Source organism: Spiroplasma endosymbiont of Aleiodes alternator (assembly GCF_964031135.1).
GTDB lineage: Bacteria > Bacillota_I > Bacilli_A > Mycoplasmatales > VBWQ01 > Spiroplasma_E.
The window spans coordinates 1,131,065-1,153,484 of sequence record NZ_OZ035008.1 but is presented as its reverse complement, the minus strand read 5'-3'; the positions used below and the strand labels follow the sequence as shown (position 1 = coordinate 1,153,484).

Annotated in this window: 23 protein-coding genes and 3 pseudogenes; 10 read left to right on the top strand and 16 right to left on the bottom strand. The window is 24.3% G+C overall.

All coding sequences use genetic code 4. From position 1 onward, the window contains the following. Nucleotides 1-69: 69 nt before the first annotated feature. Together ACQH20_RS06905 and ACQH20_RS06900 are read left to right on the top strand one after the other, a co-directional pair. Nucleotides 70-1,509: an NADP-dependent glyceraldehyde-3-phosphate dehydrogenase gene (locus ACQH20_RS06905; protein WP_425376993.1), complete on the top strand. Its 1,440-nt coding sequence runs from the start codon at nucleotides 70-72 to the stop codon at nucleotides 1,507-1,509. A 246-nt stretch (nucleotides 1,510-1,755) separates the two neighbouring features. Next, nucleotides 1,756-2,040 (top strand): annotated as a pseudogene (locus ACQH20_RS06900) (lactate/malate family dehydrogenase); the annotation flags it as partial. Between the two features lie 46 nt (nucleotides 2,041-2,086). Here the strand turns inward: ACQH20_RS06900 and ACQH20_RS06895 are convergent. Continuing rightward, nucleotides 2,087-3,046 (bottom strand): annotated as a pseudogene (locus tag ACQH20_RS06895) (IS256 family transposase); the annotation flags it as partial. Nucleotides 3,047-3,114: 68 nt separating this feature from the next. On the opposite strand from ACQH20_RS06895, the gene ACQH20_RS06890 reads away from it, so the two are divergent. After that, nucleotides 3,115-4,293 carry an IS3 family transposase gene (locus ACQH20_RS06890; RefSeq protein ID WP_425376543.1) on the top strand — a complete coding sequence of 393 codons (1,179 nt, stop codon included), beginning with the start codon at nucleotides 3,115-3,117 and terminating at the stop codon, nucleotides 4,291-4,293. Between the two features lie 87 nt (nucleotides 4,294-4,380). Here ACQH20_RS06890 and ACQH20_RS06885 read toward each other — a convergent pair. Then, nucleotides 4,381-4,675 (bottom strand): annotated as a pseudogene (locus tag ACQH20_RS06885) (transposase); the annotation flags it as partial. Between the two features lie 283 nt (nucleotides 4,676-4,958). Between ACQH20_RS06885 and tkt the strand changes: the two are divergent. Then, nucleotides 4,959-6,965 (top strand): transketolase, encoded by a 2,007-nt coding sequence (gene tkt, locus ACQH20_RS06880; protein ID WP_425376992.1) that lies wholly within the window; start codon nucleotides 4,959-4,961, stop codon nucleotides 6,963-6,965. A gap of 13 nt (nucleotides 6,966-6,978) precedes the next feature. After that, complete coding sequence (locus ACQH20_RS06875) at nucleotides 6,979-7,215, top strand: YneF family protein (RefSeq protein ID WP_252319938.1); 237 nt, start codon at nucleotides 6,979-6,981, stop codon at nucleotides 7,213-7,215. Nucleotides 7,216-7,388: 173 nt separating this feature from the next. Here the strand turns inward: ACQH20_RS06875 and ACQH20_RS06870 are convergent, their stop codons facing one another. The 8 genes from ACQH20_RS06870 to ACQH20_RS06835 form a co-directional block, all read right to left on the bottom strand. After that, entirely contained in the window at nucleotides 7,389-8,306 is a 918-nt protein-coding gene (locus tag ACQH20_RS06870) for an ankyrin repeat domain-containing protein (RefSeq protein WP_425376991.1), read from the bottom strand. A gap of 203 nt (nucleotides 8,307-8,509) precedes the next feature. Then, nucleotides 8,510-8,776, bottom strand: coding sequence for a 30S ribosomal protein S15 (rpsO, locus tag ACQH20_RS06865; RefSeq protein WP_425376990.1), 267 nt, complete (start codon nucleotides 8,774-8,776; stop codon nucleotides 8,510-8,512). A 167-nt stretch (nucleotides 8,777-8,943) separates the two neighbouring features. Next, complete coding sequence (gene plsY, locus ACQH20_RS06860) at nucleotides 8,944-9,657, bottom strand: glycerol-3-phosphate 1-O-acyltransferase PlsY (RefSeq protein ID WP_425376989.1); 714 nt, start codon at nucleotides 9,655-9,657, stop codon at nucleotides 8,944-8,946. A gap of 42 nt (nucleotides 9,658-9,699) precedes the next feature. After that, entirely contained in the window at nucleotides 9,700-10,005 is a 306-nt protein-coding gene (locus tag ACQH20_RS06855; protein ID WP_425376988.1) for a SemiSWEET family sugar transporter, read from the bottom strand. Next, entirely contained in the window at nucleotides 9,998-10,288 is a 291-nt protein-coding gene (locus tag ACQH20_RS06850; protein WP_425376987.1) for a SemiSWEET family sugar transporter, read from the bottom strand. Before ACQH20_RS06850 ends, ACQH20_RS06855 begins: the two co-directional genes overlap by 8 nt. 117 nt (nucleotides 10,289-10,405) lie before the next feature. Continuing rightward, nucleotides 10,406-10,570: a hypothetical protein gene (locus ACQH20_RS06845; RefSeq protein ID WP_425376986.1), complete on the bottom strand. Its 165-nt coding sequence runs from the start codon at nucleotides 10,568-10,570 to the stop codon at nucleotides 10,406-10,408. 61 nt (nucleotides 10,571-10,631) lie between these two features. Next, complete coding sequence (locus ACQH20_RS06840; RefSeq protein WP_338980494.1) at nucleotides 10,632-10,772, bottom strand: hypothetical protein; 141 nt, start codon at nucleotides 10,770-10,772, stop codon at nucleotides 10,632-10,634. 203 nt (nucleotides 10,773-10,975) lie between these two features. Beyond that, the gene (locus ACQH20_RS06835; RefSeq protein WP_425376985.1) at nucleotides 10,976-11,416 is read right to left on the bottom strand and encodes a hypothetical protein; all 441 of its coding nucleotides are present in this window, start codon (nucleotides 11,414-11,416) and stop codon (nucleotides 10,976-10,978) included. 187 nt (nucleotides 11,417-11,603) lie between these two features. Between ACQH20_RS06835 and ACQH20_RS06830 the strand changes: the two genes are divergently transcribed. Both ACQH20_RS06830 and ACQH20_RS06825 read left to right on the top strand, forming a co-directional pair. After that, nucleotides 11,604-12,548, top strand: a complete 945-nt coding sequence (locus ACQH20_RS06830) for an IS30 family transposase (protein ID WP_425376984.1) — start codon at nucleotides 11,604-11,606, stop codon at nucleotides 12,546-12,548. 148 nt (nucleotides 12,549-12,696) lie between these two features. Next, the gene (locus tag ACQH20_RS06825; protein ID WP_425376983.1) at nucleotides 12,697-13,221 is read left to right on the top strand and encodes a hypothetical protein; all 525 of its coding nucleotides are present in this window, start codon (nucleotides 12,697-12,699) and stop codon (nucleotides 13,219-13,221) included. Between the two features lie 330 nt (nucleotides 13,222-13,551). Here ACQH20_RS06825 and rpsI read toward each other — a convergent pair whose 3' ends face one another. From rpsI to ACQH20_RS06795, 6 genes are all read right to left on the bottom strand, one after another. After that, the gene (gene rpsI / locus ACQH20_RS06820) at nucleotides 13,552-13,959 is read right to left on the bottom strand and encodes a 30S ribosomal protein S9 (RefSeq protein WP_425376982.1); all 408 of its coding nucleotides are present in this window, start codon (nucleotides 13,957-13,959) and stop codon (nucleotides 13,552-13,554) included. 6 nt (nucleotides 13,960-13,965) lie between these two features. Then, nucleotides 13,966-14,406 carry a 50S ribosomal protein L13 gene (gene rplM, locus ACQH20_RS06815; RefSeq protein WP_425376981.1) on the bottom strand — a complete coding sequence of 147 codons (441 nt, stop codon included), beginning with the start codon at nucleotides 14,404-14,406 and terminating at the stop codon, nucleotides 13,966-13,968. A 460-nt stretch (nucleotides 14,407-14,866) separates the two neighbouring features. Further along, nucleotides 14,867-15,811 carry an IS30 family transposase gene (locus tag ACQH20_RS06810; protein ID WP_425376980.1) on the bottom strand — a complete coding sequence of 315 codons (945 nt, stop codon included), beginning with the start codon at nucleotides 15,809-15,811 and terminating at the stop codon, nucleotides 14,867-14,869. Between the two features lie 111 nt (nucleotides 15,812-15,922). Further along, on the bottom strand, nucleotides 15,923-16,711 hold the full coding sequence (locus tag ACQH20_RS06805; RefSeq protein WP_425376979.1) for an exonuclease domain-containing protein: 789 nt from the start codon (nucleotides 16,709-16,711) through the stop codon (nucleotides 15,923-15,925). 1,210 nt (nucleotides 16,712-17,921) lie between these two features. Then, nucleotides 17,922-18,011 carry an IS3 family transposase gene (locus tag ACQH20_RS06800; protein ID WP_425377598.1) on the bottom strand — a complete coding sequence of 30 codons (90 nt, stop codon included), beginning with the start codon at nucleotides 18,009-18,011 and terminating at the stop codon, nucleotides 17,922-17,924. A 29-nt stretch (nucleotides 18,012-18,040) separates the two neighbouring features. Continuing rightward, on the bottom strand, nucleotides 18,041-19,081 hold the full coding sequence (locus tag ACQH20_RS06795) for an IS3 family transposase (RefSeq protein ID WP_425376978.1): 1,041 nt from the start codon (nucleotides 19,079-19,081) through the stop codon (nucleotides 18,041-18,043). A 312-nt stretch (nucleotides 19,082-19,393) separates the two neighbouring features. Between ACQH20_RS06795 and ACQH20_RS06790 the strand changes: the two genes are divergently transcribed. From ACQH20_RS06790 to ACQH20_RS06780, 3 genes are all read left to right on the top strand, one after another. Next, nucleotides 19,394-19,705 carry an HU family DNA-binding protein gene (locus tag ACQH20_RS06790; protein WP_425376977.1) on the top strand — a complete coding sequence of 104 codons (312 nt, stop codon included), beginning with the start codon at nucleotides 19,394-19,396 and terminating at the stop codon, nucleotides 19,703-19,705. Between the two features lie 30 nt (nucleotides 19,706-19,735). Then, nucleotides 19,736-20,749 (top strand): alpha/beta hydrolase, encoded by a 1,014-nt coding sequence (locus ACQH20_RS06785; protein ID WP_425376976.1) that lies wholly within the window; start codon nucleotides 19,736-19,738, stop codon nucleotides 20,747-20,749. 69 nt (nucleotides 20,750-20,818) lie between these two features. Continuing rightward, a complete protein-coding gene (locus tag ACQH20_RS06780) occupies nucleotides 20,819-22,267 on the top strand; it encodes an FAD-dependent oxidoreductase (RefSeq protein WP_425376975.1) in 1,449 nt (482 codons plus the stop codon). The last annotated feature ends 153 nt before the right edge of the window (nucleotides 22,268-22,420 follow it).

The following is a 22,420-nucleotide window of genomic DNA, read 5'->3' as shown; positions in this document are numbered from 1 at the left end:
AGAGTGAATAGGATAGGACTTATATCAATGCTATAATTATTATAGTAGTGATTTAAGGAGGAAGTATAGATGACAAATAATATTATTAAATATCAATCTCTAATTAATGGTGAGTTGTATGAAAATGGTAATTGAATATCAGTTATTAACCCCACTACTAATAAAATAGCAGGCCAAGTTCCTGCCTTAACTAAAGTTGAAATTAAAAAAGTATATGAATCTGCAAAATTTGCTCAAAAAAATTGAGAACAAATGCCTATTTTAAAAAGAATTTCTTTTTTAAATTCTTGAAAACAATTAATTATTCGCGATAAATTAATACTTGCTGAATTAATGACCAATGAAATTGCTAAAGGCACAAAAGCGGCTTGCAGTGAAATTGATAGAACAGTTGAATATATTGAATATACTTTACAAGAAGCATTACGTCTTCATCCTGAATCTTATACAGGTGATAGTTGAGGAAGTATGAACAAATTAGCTATTTTTGAATACGTACCAAAAGGAATTGTTCTTGCTATTTCCCCTTTTAATTATCCGATAAATTTATCAGTCTCTAAAATATTTCCAGCACTTGTGACCGGTAATAGTGTTGTTTTTAAACCCGCAACACAAGGATCATTGGTGGGATTACACTTAGCTAAATTAGCCAAAGAAGCTAACATTCCTAATGGTGTTTTTAATGCTATAAGTGGTAAAGGTAGTGAAATTGGTGATAGTTTAGTTGAAAATGAAGCAATTAATGTTATTTCTTTTACTGGTAGTGCTGTTGTTGGTAATCGTATTTCACAGAAATCTTTAAAAGCTGATTTGATTTTAGAATTAGGAGGTAAAGATCCAGCAATAGTGCTTAATGATGCTGATCTTGAAGATACAGCAACCAAAATCATTAAAGGTGCATTTAGTTATTCAGGACAACGATGTACTGCTATTAAGATAGTGTTAGTACAAAGAACAATTAGTAGCAAATTAATTCCAATTTTAAAAGAAAAAGTTGAAAAATTAACTGTTGGTTTGCCCACAGATGATTGTGATATTACTCCTGTTATTGATCAACCAACAGTTGATAATGCTAAAAAATTAATTAAAGATGCTTTAGATAAAGGAGCCAATTGTTTAATTGGTAATAAATTTAAAGAAAATTTAATGTGACCAACTATTATTACTGACGTAACAACAAAAATGAATTTAGCATGAGAAGAACCTTTTGCACCATTGTTGCCGATTATTATTTTTGATGAAGTAAAAGAAGCAATTAATATTGCAAATGATTCACAATATGGTTTACAAGCTTCTGTTTTTACTACTAATATTAATAGTGCAATGAGTATTGGTAAATTATTAGAAGTTGGAAGTGTTAATATTAACGATCAGTCACAACGTGGTCCGGATCACTTTTCTTTTGTTGGTGTTAAGGATTCAGGTCTTGGCGTACAAGGTATTCGTCCTTCGTTACTTGCTTTTACTAGACCAAAAGGGATTGTTATTAATTGAAAAACAAAAATTTAAAAGAAAAAATAAAACTTATTTTAATAAAAAAATAAGTTTTATTTTTTTATTAAAATAGTGGTAAGATAAAAATGTAATAAATTTTTGTCCTTGTTAATTAGATTTTTATTTTTTTAACATTCTTATATAAAAAGCATAATAAAAATATTACATATCATTGTAACTCTTATTTTAAAAAGTAAGTTATTAAAATAGTGCCGAGGATAAAGTACTGTTACATGAAATGCAAAAAATATGGATGTAAATATGGCAAAACGAAAAATTGTCCTTGTTGGATGTGGAGATGTTGGTAGTAGTTTTATTTACAGTGCCATTAATCAAGGTTTAGCCCAAGAATATGTATTAATTGATGCTTTTGAAGGTATAGCTGAAGGTAATGCGATTGATTTTGCTGATTGTCAAGCAGCTTTAGATCATCCTTTTATTTCAATTAAGGCTGGAAATTACAGTGATTGTAAAGATGCTGATATTATTGTTATTACTGCTGGAAGACCACAAAAAGATGGTGAAACAAGATTAAATATGGTAGCAGATAAGAGGCTTTTATGTAATCTGTGTATCTTTGTTTTACAAAGTACTAGTTTAGATTAATTCTATCTTCAAATTTTATCATAAAATGAGCAATTGCTGTATTTCAATTTTGAATGGGCATTGTTCATTTTTTTGTTATATTTTCAATTGCTAAATAAAATATTTTAAAAACTGCCATATCATTAGGAAAAACTTTTTTATTTCTGATAACTTTTCGTAATTGACTATTTACAGATTCAATAGCATTTGTTGTATAAATCACTCTTTTAATTTCTGCAGGATAATTAATAAAAACAATTAAATTATCTCAATTTTTATATCAAGATTTAGCAATTTGAGGATATTGTTTATTTCACTTATTTTCAAAGGATTCTAAAGCCTGCATTGCTTGTTCTTCACTACATGCAGTATAAATTGGTTTTAAATCTGCAACTAGAGATTTTCTATGCTTATATGAGACATATTTCAAACTATTTCTAATTTGATGAACTATGCATAATTGATGTTCTGTTTTAAGATAAACTGATTGTATTGCTTCTGACATGCCTGTTAAATTATCACTGCAGGCAATAAGAATATCATTTAAGCCACGATTTTTCATTTCTGTTAAATTTGCTAATCAAAATTTAGCACCTTCATTTTCACTAATTCATAAACCTAAAACATCTTTTTTACCTTCTAAATCAACTCCTAAAGCTATATAAACTGATTTATTAATAATCCTTTTATCTTGTCGTACTTTCACTATTATGCAATCAAAATAAACAATCGGATAGACACTTTCTAATGGTCGATTTTGCCATGCTTTTACATCATCAATAACATCATCAGTAATTTGACTAATAACACTTTCACTAATATCAGCACCATGATATAACTCTTGTAATTGCATTCTAATATCTGATAATGTCATACCTTTTGCATATAAAGAAAGAACTTGTTGATCAAAACCTTCAAATCTTCTTTGTCTTTTTGCAACTATTACAGGATTAAAATTTGAACATCTAGAATAAAGTAGACACAGAATTGTAACCTTTGTGTTAAAAATACTTTAAGGAAGGTGTTCATTTTTTTATGGCTAAATGACTATCAAAAGAAGAAAAGTTAAAAATAATAAAAATAAGTAAAATTAAAACAATTGATAAAACCGCATTAGAGTATGGTATTGGTCGATCATCAATAAAAGAATGAATTAAAGCATATAAATTATTAGGTGAAAAAGGTTTAGAATATGGCAATGGAATTCGTGCTAAAAAAACCAAAAGAACAGGTCGACCCAAATCTTTAAATTTTAATGAAATGACAAAACAAGAATTAATTGAATATATTGAGGCAATGAACGATATAAAAAAGTATTTAGAAAAATCGACAAAAAAGAAGAAATATTTTGTGATTTTCTCATTGAAGAAAAAATATCAGATTAGTTATTTATGTTGATTATTAAATGTTTCAAAATCAGGATATTATAAGTGAATTAAGAATGGAATGAATGAATTTAATAAATGAGATACATTTTTAGCTAATATAATTAAAAATATTTTTTATGAATTTCAAGAAATTTATGGTTATAAAATGATAACTTTATGAATTAACAAAATTTATAATTTAAAATTAAAATTTCATATTGTATATAGATATATGAAAAATATGAGTTTAAAAGCTAAGGTTCGCATAAAAAAATTTGATTATAGAACTAAATCAGGAAGTTTAAGATATGATAATTTATTAAAACGTGATTTTTCAACTACTAATTTAAATGAAAAATTAGGTACTGATATAACTTATTTATTAACTAATGGTAAAACATATTATTTATCAATTGTTAAAGATTTTCATAATAATGAAATATTAGATTATAAAATAAGTGCAAGTTTAGACATGACATTTGTTGTCCAAAACATTATCCAAGCTTGAGTTAATGCTCAAAAACCTACTTCATGAATTTTACAATCAGATCAAGGATTTCACTATACAAATCCTTCTTATAAAATTTTATGTGATGAATTAAAAATAAAAATTTCAATGTCTAGAAGAGGTAATTCCTGTGATAATGGTGCTACTGAAACTTGATTTGGAACAATGAAAACAGAATTTCTATATCAAATTCCAAGAAAAAATAGAACTATTGAATGAATACAAGACAACTTACCTAAATATATTTACTTTTATAATAATTATCGACCTCAAATAAAATTAAAAGGAATGAGTCCAATCGAATATCGATTAGCTCATTCCAAACCAACAAATAATTAGTTCATACCTATAAATTTAACACTTACAAACGCTATTTTATAAAATTTAATAAAAGGTTACTTTTATTGTCCACTTTTCTTGACAAGTTCAATTACTATTGCGATCTCGTGGTACATCAATCTCAATTTTACCTTGTTGAGTTATTAATTTTTTTTGAACTTATACCATTACGAGCATTGTCACTATTACTATGTTGATTCTTATCATATCCTAAATAATTTTGCATCTCAGAATTCAACATTTTTTCTACTAATCTTTTTGTTAATTCTTTATACAATCCTCCCTCTTTAAAAACTGTTGTTAAATCTTCAGTATTTTCTAATAATAAATCTACTGCTTTTGATATTGGATCATTATTATTAATATTTTGCTTTTTAGCCATCTGTAACTCACTCTTTCTAGTCATTTAATTATATTTACTAGAATTAATTAAACATAGTTATTTTTGTAAGTTACACAGATTACTAAACATTACCTTTTTTTATCTTTGGGGTGACTTTTTCTTTTTTTAATTTATTCAAAGATTCAATTTAGTTAAAATAAAATTATATTTTTTGTCATTATTATTTATACTTTTTTAATTATTTTTAAAAAATTACCTATTTTATTAAGAATATTGTTAATATTATATTAAATAATAACTATTAAAAATTTAAGGAGAAATTATGGAAAATAAAATTAATTTAGATAAATTAACTATTAATTCAATTCGTATGTTAGGAGTACAAGCAGTTAATGCTGCTAAAAGTGGCCATCCTGGTATTGTTTTAGGTGCTTCACCAATGACTTTTTCTTTATTCAAAAATCATTTATCTTTTAATCCAAAAAATCCAAAATGATTTAATCGTGATCGATTTGTTTTATCAGCAGGTCATGGTAGTGCTTTATTATATTCAATATTACATCATGCTGGTTATAAATATACAATCAATGATATAAAACAATTCCGTCAATTAAATAGTAATACATCTGGTCATCCCGAATATCATTTAGACTATGGAGTAGAGACGGCTACTGGACCATTAGGTCAGGGTATCGCTAATGCTGTTGGAATGGCGCTTACTGAGACTTTTCTTAGTGCTAAATATAATCAAAAAGATCTTAATATTATTGATCATTATACATATGCAATTTGTGGTGATGGTGATTTACAAGAAGGTATTGCACAAGAAGCACTTAGTTTTGCTGGACATTTTAAATTAAATAAACTAATTATTTTATATGATTCAAATGATGTTCAATTAGATTCATCTGTTAAATTAGTATATTCAGAAAATTTAAAAATGCGTCTTCAAGCATTAGAGTGAAATTATTTAAAAGTTGAAGATGGTGAAGATGATAAACTTATTTCTGAAGCTATTAAAAAAGCAAAAGTTAGTGATAAACCAACTTTAATTGAAATTAAAACTATAATTGGTTATGGGGCTAGTAAACAAGGAACACCGAGTGTTCATGGCTCTCCTTTAATGGAAGATATTAAAACAGTTGCTAAAAATTTAAACTGAGAATATCCTGAATTTACTGTTCCAAAAGAAGTAAGTACTTACTTCACACAAACAGCACTTAATCATGGTTCTAAAATAGAATTAGTTTGAAATCAAAAAGTTGAAAAATATGCAAAATTATATCCAAAATTGTATAAAGAAATTAAATCAGCATTGAAAAATGAAATTTTTAATGAAGATTATCAATTAAATAAAATTGATTGAACTTCAATTATTGGGGTAAATCCACAAGCAACAAGAGTAGACTCTGGTAATATTTTAAAACTTTTATCAGCTCATTGTCCAACATTAATTGGTGGTAGTGCTGATTTAGCTGGCTCAACTAAAGCATTAGTAACAGACAAAGACTTTCTACCTCTTGATCATTCAGGAAGACATATTCATTATGGAGTAAGAGAATTTGCAATGGGCGCTATTGTTAACGGTATGACGTTACATCAAGGCACAATTCCTTTTGGTTCTACTTTTCTTGTGTTTAGTGATTATCTAAAGCCTGCATTACGATTAGCAGCTTTAATGTCAATTCCATCTTTGTTTATTTTTAGTCATGATAGTATCGCAGTTGGCGAAGATGGTCCTACCCATGAACCAGTTGAACAACTAACAATGTTAAGAACTATTCCTAATTTTAATGTAATTCGCCCTGCTGATACAAAAGAAACAATTGGTGCATATTTAATGGCATTATCTAGTAAAACTAACCCTAGTGCTATTATTATTACTAGACAAAATTTACCACAACTTGCAAATAGTAATATTGAAGCAGTTCAAAAAGGTGCTTATATTATTAGTAAAGAGAATAGTAGTAAAGCTTTAGATTTAATTATTATTGCTACCGGTAGTGAAGTTTCATTAGCTATTGCTAGTCAAGAACAACTATGAAACGATCAAAAACTTAATGTTCGTGTAGTTTCAATGCCTTCTACTTTTATTTTTGATAAACAAGATAAAACATATCAAAATAGAATTTTACCTAATGATATTATAAAAGTTGCTATTGAAATGGGTTCTAAAGATAGTTGATATAAATATGTTGCAGGTAATGGCTTTGTTATTGGCGTAAGTACTTTTGGTATTTCTGCTCCTGATAAGGTAGTACTAGAAAAATATGGCTTTACATCAAATCAAGTGTGTGATAAAATTAATAAGTTTTTAAACAGTAAGTAAGGAGAAATTAATAATGATGGTTTGGTGAGCAGTATTAATCATTGGCATTGCTAGTGCGTTAATTGGTGGATTAGTTGGTTTTATTGTTACTAAGAAGATTTTCGAAAAACAATTACAGAAAAATCCTCCTATTAATGAAAATATGATTCGTGCAATGTATTTACAAATGGGGCGTAAACCTACTGAATCTCAAATTAAATCAGTAATGCAAGCAATGAAACGTCAACAAAGTACTACTAAAAAACGATAATTTTTATTAAATATAAATTGTAAAATAGTTACCATAATGGTAACTATTTTTATTCATTATATTTGTGATAAATTTAATGTTTTATATATCCACTTGTTGAATGCTTATTTTGTGGTTTTTCTGGGACTTTCCTAAAAACTGTGTTTTTTAAATAAATTTTAGTTGTAAAATCACTAAGTTACACAGATTGCTGGAAAGTCCCAATTTTCTTCTTTTAATTCTTGTTTAATTTTTTTCTGTCATTTTTTTTCTTTTTCTTGATTAATATTTAATTTATTAATGTTACATTTAAATATTTTCTTTATTTTTTGTTCAATTTTTAAAATCCTTTTCTTATCAATTTTTAATCCAATTAATATTAAATTTTCTTTTATATTTTTTACTGAATTATTTGTATTTAAATGTATTAATATATTATCTTTAATATCATGAAATAATGAGTTATTTGAAAATTCTGGTCTGTATTTAATAATTTCTACTTTTGCCTTATTTGTAATATATTCTTCATATTCTTGATAAAATATGTTTTCTAATATATTTTTTATGTTTTTATCATAAAATAAACTATTATTAATAATGATTGTCAAAGCCGTATCACCATTTTGATTTATGAAATGAATATTTGCCTTATTTATTAGTAAAGTATTAACTATTTGTGCTAGTCCATTTTTAGCAGCTAAATGCAAGGCTGTATCACCATTTTGGTTTGCATGGTTGATATTAGCGCCATTTTCTATTAAAACATTAATTATACTTAAATAACCTTTTTTAGTAGATATTATTAGTGCTGTATCACCATTTTGGTTTGCATGGTTGATATTAGCGTCATTTTCTATTAAAATTTTAATGGAATCTATAAGTTGATAATAGTGACTTGCTATTATTAAAGGACTATCACCATTTTCGTTTGTATAATTTATATTAGTATTTTTTTCTATTAAATTATTGATCTCTTTTTTTATTTCAGAACTATTTTTTTCTTCTTTAATTATATAATCCCAATAATTAAAATATGTAATATTTTGATATGAAGTGACAGAATTTAAAATAACTGATATTATTTTTTCACCATTAATATCTTTATCATTCATTATTTTGTTCCTCCTTTTTGAAATCAAAAACCCATTTATTTTAGTAAAAAATAAATGGGTTAGAAACATATAATAATTATATTATAACACTTTTAGTATTTATTTTATTATTGTTTAAATCATTTGTAAATCTATTTCTATGTTTAATATTATTTAGATGTATATAAAAAAATCAATATTAATAAGTAAATACTGATTTAATATTAGTTATCTTTTAGTGATAGTGCTGTTAATAATTTATTGTATGTAGCAACATCTTGTTTTTTAAAGTATTTTAAGAAACGTTTTCTGCTTGCTACCATTTTTAACAAACTTCGTTTTGCAGTAATATCTTTTTTTTGTACTTGTAGATGGGCTGTTAATTCTAAAATTCTTTTTGTTAAATTAATAATTTGAACTGCAGAAGAACCAGTATCCTTGGGATTTAAGCGAAATTTTTTAATCAATTCATCTTGTTTAATTTGTTCCATATTTGACAACTCTCCTTTAAATATAATTCGGCTTAAGCAAAGCTAATATCGGAGAGAATATTAACAATGTTAAGTCAACACGGTTATAATAGTACATTAATTTTAAACATAAAACAAGTATTTTTTTAAAAAATATTTTTATTGAGTTTGTATAAAGAGATGATTTTTTATTTTTTTTCTTCATTTGCTTTTTTATTTTTTTTATCAAAAATAGTCACTTTACGTTCAGTATGATTAAGAATTCTTTTACAATTATCTCAATGACGAATAATAATTAATATTCAAATTAGAGCCATAGTTATATTAACAATATAGTATTGAGTGTCTTGTTGGGAAAGAAAAGAATGCAGTGGTATATTTGGTATTCATGATAAGATAAAAGCAAGTATCATCATTAACATTGAAGATAAAGATGACATTCTACTTAAATATAAAATAAATCATCAACTAGCAATTGTGATAACGCAATAAATAGGATTAATCATTAATAGTACTCCTAATGAAGATGCAGCTCCTTTACCACCACGAAAACCATAAAATAGTGGTCAACAGTGACCAATAATTGCAGCAAGACCAGTTGGATAAATATATGCTTGTTTAAAAATTGTTTCATAATTAGGATTAGTAATATCAATAAAGGTTAAACCGTATGCAATTAAAATAGGAATAGCGGGCTTAAAACCATCAATAATTAAAATAATAGCTCCCCATTTACCACCCATAACTCGTGTTGAATTAGTAGCACCAGCATTTTTAGAGTAATAATCTCTAACATCGGTTTTAAATTTTAATTTACTAATAATAATTGAAGGTGAGATTGAGCCAATTAAATAACCAATGATAATAAAAATAAAAGTTCCTAATAGATTAATATGTGCCATTTTTTTCTCCATTCTTGTGCATGTATTATGTTAATAAAAATTTTATTTTTTGGAAGTTAAATTGTTCTTTTTATCTTTATTATTATAATATAAATTATAAATTATTAATGTTAATAATATGATATTAATAACTGTACCAAAGGCATTTGCTGCTAGTAAGGGAATGTTTTTAATTAAACTAGCATAAATTATGAATGAAGTTAAGCCTATTTGATATATGCTATAAGAAATTAACGATAAACCTTTTGTGTATTTAGTTTTAATTAGTTTAATAGTTTGTGGTAAAAAGGCAACTGAAATAAAAAAGGCACCTATATATCCAATAATATCAATTGCAATATTAGACATTTTTTTCCTCCTTATTTTTTTGTTTAATTAAATTGTTAACAATAATCCCAATTATTATGAAATTTAGTGTAGCAGTAATAGTTTGACAAGTAATCATGGGAATATCATTAAGAAGTATGCCAAATATTAAAAAAGTAAGACCCCCCAGTTGATAGATACTATATGAAAAAATAGAAAGACCTGAAGTATTTCTTGTTTTAATTAGTTTAATAGTTTGTGGTAAGAATGCCAAAGGAATACAAATGGCTGCAAGATACCCCAATATTTCTATAAAAATGTTCATTTTTTCTCCTTTTAATTAATTTAATTTATCATAATAATTATAATAAAATATTGTGAAAATAGTTATTTATTTTATTTTAAATAATAAAAAATGTGTTTTGCTAAACACATCATTAATTTATTTTTCTTCTTCTTTAATGAAACATTTTTTACATAAAGATTTTCCTTCTTTTATATCAAGAATGTCAAAAGGTTCAAACATCATTCCGCAATCAAAACATTTTACAGTTTTTGTTAAAGATTCATTATCAGTTTTTTTGTTTTTTTTATTGAATCATTTCATTATATTCTTCCTTTCTAAATATATTAAATAAGTGTGTTAATGACACACTTATTTAATATATTTATTTAGCACAATCTTTACACAAACATTTACCATCTGCTGCTTTAGTACATTCAGATGAATTTTTCATTTTCCCACAACCATCACATTTTTTTTGATCTTTTGCTTCTCCAGTTTTATCCTTTTTTTTAAATGGTCACATGTATATAACTTCCTTTCCTCATATCATAATTACTCTACTCAATTATAACAAATTTTATTATTTTCTATGGTATTAACTATTTTTAAAACTTTTTTTGTTAAATTTTGATTAATTATTTTTTTCTATTTTAAGAATATTATTTTTGATTTCTTCAATTTCTTCAATATCAGTTATTCTATTAAATAAGTGAAAAAGCATATAGTTTAATTCTTTTGGTTTATGAAAGTGTTTTTAAAAAATATTATTGTTTCATCAATAGTTGCCATTAGCGTTACTGCTTGTTTGGTGTTAATGCTATTATTTTGTAATGGTATACAAACAAGTGTTGGCAATTGACTAACAAACATGTAGTCTTCTAAAGATTTTTCTTTTTGTGTATAATAGAAAATTTGAAAAGCACTAATTTTAGCAGCAATTGTTTTAATAGCATTTTTTACTGCTGTAACTTGTGAATTAAGCATATTTTTGATTAATAAGGTAATGAAGATGGTAATTGTTCCAATTGGTAAGATAATTGATAAAATTAAGTCTAAGTTAACATTAAACTTTTGAGCAAATATTGATTTTAATAAAGTATAACCATTTTGAAATAAAATAACAGATAAAAATAAAGCAAAGTTTGGTGTTTTTCATCATTTATGCATAATTAATATTTTTGTTTTAATTTTTAAAATATATCAAAAGAAATAAGAAGTTAATATCAAGATAATACCATAAATTAATACAATGATAGTTGTTAGAAAATTCCTGAATTGTAAAATTAAAAAGGACATTTATATAAAAATTAAATTGTGTTAATTCTATAATTAAGAAAAGAAAGGAATTAGCACAATGTATAAATATCTGACTATTGAATCAATAATAGCAATAAAAGAATATAAAAGTTATGAATTTTCAATTCGTAAAATAGCAAAAGCTGTTGATTATAGTAAATCAACTGTACATAGAGTTTGCAGATTATTAAATCAAAACTTATTACCATTAGAAATATTGAATCAAATTCAAAAAAAGAAGCAAAATGCAGGTAGAAAATTAATAATTTTAACTTTAACAGAAATTAATACTATTAATTATTTGTTAATTACTAAAAATTATGCGCTTGATATAATTGCTAATTTTTTAAAGGAAAATAAAATAAAAATTATTTCAACAAAAACTTTATATAACATGTTTAAAACAAATCGAATGGGTTTTGATGAAAATAACTTATTGAGAAAAGGAAAAAATAAACCTCATAAACGAAAAGAAACTAGAGGACGAATTAATAATTGTAAATCTATTCATGAAAGAAATTTAATCATTCCTAATATTAAAAATATAAAAGAATTTGGTCATTTAGAGGGTGATACTATCATTGGTAAAGATCATAAAAGTTCTATTATTACTTTAGCTGATATATGATCAAAAACCACAATTCCTTTAGTTTCTAAAAATCATAAAGCAGAAAATATTACAAAAAGTATAATAAAATTTATTTCAAAGTTACAAAAAGGAACAGTTAAAACTATTACTTTTGATCGTGGTAAAGAATTTAGTAAATGAAAATTAATCGAAAAAATTTGCAATGTTAAGATTTATTTTGCAGATCCTGGCAAACCTTGTCAAAGAGGTTTAAATGAAAATAATAATGGTATTTTAAGAAGATATTTACCAAAATCTACAGATCTATCTTTATATAAACAAAAAGACTTAAATGCTATAGCATTTCAAATTAATTCTACACCCAGAAAATCACTATCTTATAAAAGCCCAATAGACTTAATACAATTATTTTAAAAACTGTCCCATTTGTCCCATTTATATTTACAATTCAGGTAATAAAAAACAAAAAAATCGTATTCGTACAATTAGTGCAAATAAAGGTAAAGATTTAGAAAAATCTACTAAAAGTAGAAATGTTTTAAAAGATAAAAAAATTACCTATATGAAAACTAAAAATGGTCAAAAAATTAAAAAACAAGAATTAATTGATAAAATTTATGAATTTCTTGATTTACAATTTATTTATAGTAAAAGTAGTTTAGTATTTATTGGTGATGGTGCACCTTGAATTAAAACTACTGCTAAAAAAGAAAATATTCCTTATGTAATTGATAGACATCATGCATTTAAAGCACTTAAAAAAGGATTTATTATTAATAGAAAAGTAGATAATAAAAAATTAACAAATGCATATGATTTATTTGTTAATGGTGAATATTATAAATTATTAGATTTTTTAAAAGAAAATAAAGTAAATGAAGAAATATATAAATATTTTAAAAATAATAAAGATGGTGTTATAAATCAAAAAGAAAATTGAAATCAAGGAGTTTGTGCTGAAAGTGATGTATCACATTTAGTTAAATCTTTAAAAGGATATGGTCCTAAAATTTATAATGATAAAGTACTTGATAATATGCTTATAATTAATTCAGCCAGAATTAATAAATTAAATCTTTTACTTTAATATTTTAAAACTTAATAAATCTAAACCTAAATAGTTAGGAATTTTTAAATTATTTTAATAAAAAATAAAACACTAAAATACTTTATTTATTAATTATAATATGATATAATTATATCAACAATTAATAATTTAAAGTTGTCTTTTATTTAAAGAAAATTAAATTATAACCATTAACTTTACTCACCCCAATTTTTAAAAAAAGAAAGTTATATAAATAAAAAAGTAAATTATAAATAAAAATAATATATAAAATTCTAGTAATACTATAATAATAAAAAAATATTAGATAATAGTAATAAAAAAAGAGTCTCAGACTCTTTTTTTATTATATTAACGTTTTGAAAACTGCGGTGCTTTTCTGGCTGCTTTTAAACCATATTTTTTACGTTCTTTTTTACGTGCATCACGAGTTAATAATCCAAATTGTCTTAATAATACTCGATAATCTTCTGACACCTTAACTAAAACATTAGATAAAGCTAAACGTGCTGCACCAGCTTGACCGGTTCTTCCGCCACCTTCAACTTTGATATTAATTTCAAAGTTTTCTAACGTATTAGTTACTTTTAAAGGTAATAACATATCTTGAACTAAGATTTCTTGTTCTAAATATTTTAAAGGCTCAAAACCATTAATTAATATTTTTGATTGACCAGTATTTTTTAAATGAACACGGGCAGTTGAGGTTTTACGTCCGCCTGAACTTGAATAAGTTACGAGTTTATTAGATGTTGTCATAAAAGTCTACTCCTCTTGGCCTAATATTAAAACTTCGGGGTTTTGGGCTTGATGTTGATGTTGATCATGGTTATAAACATGAAGATGTGTAAATTGCTTACGACCTAAGGTAGTATTTGGTAGCATACCTTTAATCGCTATCTCTACTAATTCAGAAGCATCTTTAGCAATCATACTTTGTGCATTACGTACACTTAATCCACCAGGATATTGTGAATGGTTATAATACTTCTTATCTTGTAATTTATTACCTGTTAATTTAATTTTGTTTGCATTAATAATAATGATATAATCTCCACAATCTAAATGTGGTGTAAATGAAGGTTTATTTTTACCACGCAATATCATTGCAACTTTAGTTGCAAGACGTCCTAAAATTAAACCACTGGCATCAATAACATATCACTTTTTTTCAATGTTACTGAAATTCATTGTTGTTTGACGCATTTTTTTCTCCTTACAGTGTAATTTTTACCGGGACTACATTGCTTAAAGCATTAATAATTATATAGAAACTTATTTAAAAAAACAAGTATTATCAAAGATTTAATAATTATTTTTACACAAAATTATCGATTACAAAATAAATAATTAAAAGTTATAACTAACTCTTATAAAAATATTTATTTTTTAAAAATATAGTATTATTTTCTAAAAAATAATTACATTAAACATTTTTTTATTATATATTATTTTTTTCAATTATAAACTTAAATTAAGACTTATTTAAAATACTTTTTAAATAAGTCTTAATTTAATTCTACAAAAATACAAATTAAAAAATATATACCAAAATATATCATTATTTAAACAATAAATTAAAAACTAAAAATAAATTAAAAGGAGAATAAATAACTATGAAAAATTTCCTGAATTGTAAATATAAATGGGACAAATGGGACAGTTTTTAAAATAATTGTATTAAGTCTATTGGGCTTTTATAAGATAGTGATTTTCTGGGTGTAAAATTAATTTGAAATGCTATAGCATTTAAGTCTTTTTGTTTATATAAAGATAGATCTGTAGATTTTGGTAAATATCTTCTTAAAATACCATTATTATTTTCATTTAAACCTCTTTGACAAGGTTTGCCAGGATCTGCAAAATAAATCTTAACATTGCAAATTTTTTCGATTAATTTTCATTTACTAAATTCTTTACCACGATCAAAAGTAATAGTTTTAACTGTTCCTTTTTGTAACTTTGAAATAAATTTTATTATACTTTTTGTAATATTTTCTCCTTTATGATTTTTAGAAACTAAAGGAATTGTGGTTTTTGATCATATATCAACTAAAGTAATAATAGAACTTTTATGATCTTTACCAATGATAGTATCACCCTCTAAATGACCAAATTCTTGTATATTTTTAATATTAGGAATGATTAAATTTCTTTCATGAATAGATTTACAATTATTAATTCGTCCTCTAGTTTCTTTTCGTTTATGAGGTTTATTTTTTTCTTTTCTCAATAAGTTATTTTCATCAAAACCCATTCGATTTGTTTTAAACATGTTATATAAAGTTTTTGTTGAAATACTTTTTATTTTATTTTCCTTTAAAAAATTAGCAATTATATCAAGCGCATAATTTTTAGTAATTAACAAATAATTAATAGTATTAATTTCTGTTAAAGTTAAAATTATTAATTTTCTACCTGCATTTTGCTTCTTTTTTTGAATTTGATTCAATATTTCTAATGGTAATAAGTTTTGATTTAATAATCTGCAAACTCTATGTACAGTTGATTTACTATAATCAACAGCTTTTGCTATTTTACGAATTGAAAATTCATAACTTTTATATTCTTTTATTGCTATTATTGATTCAATAGTCAGATACTTATACATTGTGCTAATTCCTTTCTTTTTTTAATTATAGAATTAACACAATTTAATTTTTATATAAATGTCCTTTTTAATTTTACAATTCAGGATATATAAAAATACATCTTATATTAATTAAGATAAAGAATCACCAAATAATCTCCGCATTTTAATATTAAGATTATTACATAAAGTTTTTAAATGGTAATGTTCACTGAAATGTATATTAATTAATTTATGTAAAGTGGTAACATCTGCCAATGGATCATGATGATCAAATTTAATTTGATTACTATGAGCAAGAGCACTTAAACGGTTATTAGGATAATCATATGTTCTTCTAAATAACTTAACTGAACAAATGTAAAAAAAATTAGGGGACTCTAAATCATAATGATTAATTAATGATCTTAAGATATTAATATTAAAGTTAGCATGATGAGCAATAACAACAGTATTTTCAGTAAAAAAAGTAACAATGTCTACTCATAATTCTTTAAAATTTGACATTAAAGATACACTTTCATTTGTAATTCCATGAACATGAGAAAAAGTAAATTCTTCGGGATGTGGTTTAATTAACGAACTATAAGTTTTGACAATTTTACCTCGTGTTACTTTTATCATAATTAATTGACAAGCACTTGTTTTATTCGAATTTGCAATTTCAAAATCAATAAAAACATAATTAGTATTATCAATCCCTCAATCATGAACACTAAATTTTTTCTTACTATTTAATTTTAATTGCTTTCTTTTTAATAACATTTTTTTAGCAAAAAGATTTTTACTATCTTTACTTTTATACTGTTTAAAAGGTGTAATTATTTCTTGTTTTCCTTCTATATTAACTTTTGATTCAGAATTATCATCTGTTTCAAAATCATCATTTGTCTTCTTGAATTTTACACTTTTAAAAAACATATTAATGGCAATAGCACCTTTCTATCTAAATTTTCATAAATTAATATTAGTTATTCCTTTGATAAATTATAACATTGATAAGTTAGAGTAACTATATTTTTACTTATAAAACTTCATTTTTTACAAAATTCATTTATTAATTATCATTCTTTAACAACTAACTTAATATAATTTATAAAAATAATATTATGAATAAAATATTATATTGTTGAAATAAAAAAGATTGCAACCGCAATCTTTTTTTAAATAAGAAAAATATTATAATGAAAATGAAGTTGAAGAATTATTTCTAGTAATTAACGGTTCACTATCATTTACTTCATTTTGAAAATTATTAATTTTTTTAACTTTTTAGCTATTTTAACTTGTTTATTAAGTTCTTTTTCTTCTAATCTTTGATTTTTTGCTTTTAAATTTTTTAGCTTATTTTCTGCTTCTTGCAGTTTATCTTCTCTTTTTTTAATTTTATCTTTACTTTTTACAATTTTATCACTAAGTGTTCCTAATAATGGACTATTTTTTTATTAAGTTTTCTTTGACGTTGCGCATCTTTAAGATTCATTCTTACTAGTTTATCTTTTTGCAGTTTAGTTATTACCTTATAAATCTTGACACTTATTGCAGCAGCAATTGCTCCTCCAATAACTATTGGTACAGCATAAAGTAAAAAGTCTAATCCTTCAAATAAATCACTAAAAAATGATTCTATCCCTTGTCAACCTTTTTCAAAAAAATTTCCTACGTCTTTTGTAAAATCCTCAAATCCTTTTGAAATATCTTCTCAAATGCCACTAATATCTGAACCAATATCATCTATACCTTTACCAATTTCTTCTAATCCTTTACCAATATCATTTCCAATTTCTTCTATACCTGAACCAATGTCTGATATAATTTCTTCCAGTCCTTTACCAATATCTGAACCAATATTATCTACACCCGATCCATATGATTTGAATTTATAATTTACAAATTTTGTAAAATTAATGAAGAAAGATGTTTAATAATTAAGTTTTTTATATAAATTTTGAAATACTTCTATTTTTAACATTGATTTCTTCTCATGATTTTTCATCATTAATATATTTTTTAAATAAAATTTCTGATCATAATGGTGTAAATGATGCAATTTGTTTTTCGGTAAAGTATGGAATTTGTGATCATTCAAATGCTTGAATTTGCTTTTCTGGAATGGCAACCCTTTTTAGGACTATTTTTTGGTAGACATTTGTTCTTCATACTTAACTGGAGTTAAGTACTTTAGAGTACTGTGAATTCTTATGTTGTTGTATCAGTTGATATAATCAAATAATTCTAATTTTAATTGGATTAATGATATAAAATTTTTTCATTAATAAATTCTGTCTTAAAAGTTTTAAAAGTCGCTTCAGCAACAGCATTGTCATAAGGACAACCTTTTTTGCTTAAAGAACGGGTAATGTTGAATGCTAATAAAAGTTTATCGATAGTTTTGTTATTAAATTCGTTACGACGATCAGTATGAAATATTTGCATATTTTTTAAACAGCGATTTGATTGCATAAATGTTTGGTATACCAATGATGCATCTTTTTTAGTACCTACACTATGTCCAATAATTTCGCGGTTAAATAGGTCAATTAACAAGCAAATATAGTTTCATTTGCCATTAACTTGAACATAAGTTAAATCACTAACAATAACTTCATTTTTAAGCCTATTATTAAAGTTTCTATTAACAAGATTGGTAATTTGATTATCATTAACTTTATTATGATTATTTTTGAATGATAATTTCGTGTATTTTGATATTAAATTATGTTCATTCATAATTTTTTTAATTTTTCTTCTTGATAAAGGAAAACCTTTATTTTCCATACTGACTTTTAATCTTCTAGTACCATAAACTTCTTTATTTTCTTTAAAAGCACTAATAACAGCTTGTTCATAAATATTATTTTGCATTTTATTTTCTTTTTTCTTTAAATTAAAATAATATGTTGATTTAGAAATTTTTAAAAAACGACACATTGTGCGAATTTTATATTTAGATTTATTTTCAACCATAATCTCTATTTTCTGCCTATTATTAGTGCTACTTTTTGTTAAATCTTCAATATGACTTTTTAAGTTTTTTAAATCATCTTCTTTATAAGCTAAATCCTTTTCATATTTACTATTTTCTAATTCTTCTTCTGATAAAATATCTTGATATCTTTGTTTATAATTACGTTGTTCCTCAACACTTTCATTTATGAAAAATGTGAATTCTTTTTTAAAAATTTCTAAATTTTCTTTAAATTTTCTAATCTTATTTTCAATATCGCTTATTGAAACATTTGTTGTCGCTATCTCTAGAATAATTTTAAACCTCTCTTTCTTTTCTTTCAAAAATAAAAAACCACTTGCTTTAAAACTAAAGCAATGGCCAAACACTTTTATTTTTGTAATTACATTTTATAGAAATTATAATTATAGTTAAGGAATATACTTATTTATACTATTGAATATAATAAAGAAATTTTTATCTTTGATTCTTATTATTTTTAATGTTAAAATTATTCAAATTAAATATGTAAAATGCCTTTTATATATAAAATTATTAACAAGCAAAGTACGAAAAATTTATAGATTACATTTTATAAATAAAATAATATAAAATAATATTAGAAGGATATGGACAAACAGATAGGGTTGATTTTTATGAACGCAAAAGAATTAATTGCAAGAGTATCAGATAAAACTAAATTTAATATTCAAGATATTGAAATAGTTTTTAATTGTGTAATTGAAGAAATTAAAAATATTAACCAACTAGGTAAAGTAATTACTATTCCTAATTTTGGTACTTTTAAAATCAAAAAAGTAAAACCCTGTTTACGACGAAATAGTAAAAATAATGGACAACACGTAGTTAGCAAATACAAATATATTAAATTTATACCTTATAAAAAATATAAAAAATATATTCGTTGTAAATCAAAACCAACAATACTAAATAATGTCGACTATTAAAATGTATGACCTAAAATGTGAGGAAAACCAATGAAACAAAGTAGTATTAATAGAATAAAATTAAGACAAAAAGTTAATATAAATTCAATTGAAATGTTTAAAGCATGCTTGCAATATAATTCACAATTTCAACCGAAAGTTAAAATTGAATTAGCAAAATGGCCAATGTATTTTGAATATTGAGAATACCTAGAAAAACATGAAAATATAATTTCTTTTTCAATTAAAACATCAATTGACAATTTAACATTATATGGTAATCTTTTAAAAAGTCCCCTTAAAAATGAAAATAATAATAAAACAATAATTCTATTACACGGAATAACTAATACAAGATTTTGAATATTTAAACAAGCTTTCATTTTTTTACGTGCTGGCTACAATGTTATTTGATATGATGCTCGTAACCATGGTGAAAGTGATGCATCACCAACAACTTTTGGTTTAAAAGAATCACAAGATTTACAAGACATTATTGAATACTGTTGTAAAACATATAAACAAGAAACTACTGCTTTAGGATTATATGGTTTTTCATTAGGTGGCGCAACAGTAGTAATGTGAAGCAATTTATATGCAAAACATAAAATTAATCAAAAAGTAAAATTCATTATTTCTGATTGTACATTTAGTCGCTTAGATCGTACCTATAGTGAAAAACTATACAATTATGCTTTCTTACCTACTAATTTAATGCTGAAATTAAGTCGTAAAAAAGCACAAAAAGCATTTGGTGTTGATGGTTTACAAGAAATACAACCAATTAAATATTTAAAACTAATACCTGATATGCCAATGTTATTTCTTCATGGTCAAAATGATCACTTTATTAACTACACTAATGCTAACGAATTATTTCAAGAAAAAATTCGCTATGAAATACCAAAAAAAAGTTCATTATACACTATCCTTGATGCTAACCACGGTCAAAGTTTTTTAATTGGTGATTTAGACCACACAGTTGTTAATGAATATAATTTAGTAACTGATAAGGGTATTAGTGACACTACTTTAGAATTTGTTCAAAAATGAATCAATACTTAAGATAAACACTATTAATTGTTTTTTTATTAAATATATATTATAATTAATGAGAGTGGAGCGATGATAAAAATGAAAATTAAAGTTATTATTATTGGTGCTGGTGCGACTGGGATGCGAGTTGCGAGTAAATTATTACGTAGTGAAAAAAATAGTGATAAAAACTTTGATATCCATGTTTATCAAGAAAAAAACTATATTTCACTTGGTGCTTGTGGTATTCCTTATTATATTGCTAATGAATTTAAAGATAAAAAACTTTTAAATGACCGTACAAAAAAAGATTTTTCAGAAAAAACTAATAATAAAAATAAAATTAAAATTCATTTAAATCAAAATGTTATTAAAGTCGATACAGCAAAACAAGAAATTCATGTCAAAAAAACAATAGACGATAAAACTAAAGCAAAAGTTGTATCTTATCATGCCTTAGTTATTGCAACAGGAGCCAAACCAAAAATTCCGCCACCTTTTAGTCATGGTATTTTACCACATAATGTTTATAATGTTTTTACTAAAGAAGATGCCATAAATCTAAAAAAAGCAATGAAAAATGCTAAAAAAATAGTTATTATTGGTGGTGGATTTATTGGCATGGAAATGGCAGAAGCGTGCTTAAAACAAAAAAAAGATGTCACAATCGTTGAAATGAAAGATCGATTAATGGCAGACGTTGTTGATAAAGAATTTAGTCAATTAATTTATGATGAACTAACCAAAAAAAATATTAATCATAAAACTAAATCAAAAAACAATGCCACTATTTTACTAAACTATCAAGTTGAAGAACTAATGATGACTCATAATAATGTTAATGATTTGCGTTTAAGAAGTGTAAATGATAAAAAAAACGGAAAAACAATACCTTGTGATTTAGTAATACTAGCAGTTGGTTTTGAACCAAATACGAATTTTTTACAAAATAGCAATATTGAATTAAACAAAAATAAAGCAATTATTATTAATGAATTCTGTCAAATTCCTTCTAAAGAAAATGTTACAAAAAAGTTTTCAAATATGTATAGTGGTGGTGATTGTGCACAAATATATAGTCAATTTGATAAATCATCAATATATGTTCCCTTGGCAACTAATGCTAATAAAATGGCACGTATTATTGCTGATAATATTAAAAACCCAGAACATAAATATCCAGGAACTTTAGGGTCAAGTATTTTACGTGTTGGTAATTTAGAAATAACAAAAACTGGTAGTTTTGATACGATTGATAAAAATAAAATTGGTAGTGTTTATATTAAAGATTATGATCTACCAAGATACTTAAAACAATCTCGTCCTTTATACTTAAAACTATTTTATGATAAAACAAATTTCCAATTACTGGCAGCACAAATGGCAGGTTATAATCATGCCACATTAAGAATTAATGCTCTTGCTACTGCCATTTGAAATAAAATGGACATCCGTGATTTACAAAATTTAGATTTAGTTTATTCACCTCCTTTTGCTCGTACTAGTGATATTATTCATATAGCAAGCAGAAAAGTAACATCATCATAACCTATAAAAAATAAAAAGAATGAAGTAGCAACTATGACAACTCTTAGTAATGACAATATTAACTTATTAAGAGACTTTGTTGGTATTTCACACTGATAAAGTCTAATCGGGATAATTGTCTTTTTTAGTATTATTCTAGCACTTTCTATTTTT